Origin of the sequence: Burkholderia sp. HMSC10F09 (assembly GCF_001806955.1) — a bacterium.
In the GTDB taxonomy this organism is placed as follows: Bacteria; Pseudomonadota; Gammaproteobacteria; order Burkholderiales; family Burkholderiaceae; genus Burkholderia; species Burkholderia multivorans.
Genome location: NZ_KV786938.1, coordinates 1 through 1,416, shown reverse-complemented (window position 1 = coordinate 1,416; position 1,416 = coordinate 1). Strand labels below are relative to the sequence as shown.

Sequence of the window (1,416 nt, the reverse complement as noted above, 5' to 3'; positions counted from 1 at the left end):
CGCCCGGCGTGCCGACCTGCGCCGCGGCGCCGCCGGCGGCCGCCGACGCTACGCCGCCGGTCAGCAGGCTGTCGAGACGGCTCGCGAGCAGCGCGGCCGCAACGGAGTCGATACCGGTCATGATCGGAGCCTGCTCACCTCGGCCACATCGTTGCGCACTCCGGGAACGAGGCCGCCGCGCTGCCCCGGAATACGGGCTCTAGCCGCGCGTGCGGTAGAGCTCGGTCAATACCTTGGTCGAACGCCGCGTCTCGAACAACGCGGACAGCCGCGCGACTTCGGGGCTCGCGAGATCGCGGATCGCCGCGTCGTCCGCGAGGATCCGGCGGATCAGCGCGAGCTTGCGGCCCAGTTCCGATTCGTCGAGCGCGATGTCCCGCTCGGCCTCCTTCAGCGCATCGACGAGCCGCAGATACTCGTCCTGCAGCCCCGACAGCGCATGCCAGTCAGCGCCGCGCGCCGCGCGCAGCATCCGGCCCGACACGGCCGCGAGCGCCTCGTAGCGTGCGAAGTAGTCGGCCTTGCGATTCATCTCGGCATATCGCCCGTCTGCTGCGCGGCCATCCGCGCGACTTCGGGGCCGATGCCGGTCCATGCTTCCTCGAGCGTCGCGAGCAGTCCGTCGACCTCGACCAGCATCGCGTCGCTCGCCTGCGCATTCGCTTCGAGCAGCCGCCGGCCGATATACGCGTACAGCGCGTCGAGGCGCGCGGCGATCTCGCCGCCCGCCTCGCGGTTCAGCGCGGCCTGCAGGCCGCTTTCGACGATGCGGATCGCCTTGCCGATCGCGTCGCCGCGCGCGGGCACGTTGCCCTGCTGCAGATGCATGCGCGCGAGCGCGACGGCCTGGCGCGCGCCCTGATAGAGCATCGCGATCAGCCGGTGCGGGGAGGCGCCCATCACCCCGGTCTCGACGCCGACACGCGCGTAGGCATTGGCTCCAGCGTGTCCTGGGGAAAACATGCGCTTCTCCTTGTTGATGCTTGGCTATGACGGGGGCCGCTGCCGTGCGTCGCACGGCGCGGTTTTCTCCCTGAGTTATCGGAAAGGAACGGGAAAGCTTTAGGCGCGCGGCGCGCGATGCGCGGCGAGCGGTGTGCGGCGAGCGCCGCAGCGGGCCGGCGCGCCGGCCGGCGACGAAGGCGGGGCAGCGGCCCGCGCGTCACACCGACATCTGCATGATGTCGTTGTAAGCGCTCACGAGCTTGTTGCGGACCTGCAGCCCGAACTGGAAACCGATATTGGCCTTCTGCATGTCGACCATCACGTCGTTCAGCGACACGTTCGCCGCACCGACCTCGAACGCCTGCGCTTCGCCGAGCGCGCGCTGCTGGTCGCCGCTGATCTTGTCGAGCGAGGCCTTCATCGCGCTCGCAAACGTGCCGGCCGTCGCCGCGCCCGAGCCGGCGAGCGCGG

The 1,416-nt window shown here is 70.6% G+C and carries 3 protein-coding genes; all 3 read right to left on the bottom strand.

Annotated elements, in window-relative coordinates; all coding sequences use genetic code 11:
- Nucleotides 1-199 precede the first annotated feature (199 nt).
- Nucleotides 200-532, bottom strand: coding sequence for a flagellar protein FliT (locus HMPREF3115_RS28030; protein WP_006407159.1), 333 nt, complete (start codon nucleotides 530-532; stop codon nucleotides 200-202).
- Nucleotides 529-963 (bottom strand): flagellar export chaperone FliS, encoded by a 435-nt coding sequence (gene fliS / locus HMPREF3115_RS28025; protein WP_006402960.1) that lies wholly within the window; start codon nucleotides 961-963, stop codon nucleotides 529-531. The genes HMPREF3115_RS28030 and fliS overlap by 4 nt, the downstream gene beginning before the upstream one ends.
- A 199-nt stretch (nucleotides 964-1,162) precedes the next feature.
- A partial coding sequence (gene fliE, locus HMPREF3115_RS28020; RefSeq protein ID WP_070557021.1) for a flagellar hook-basal body complex protein FliE occupies nucleotides 1,163-1,416 on the bottom strand: 254 nt, incomplete at its 5' end.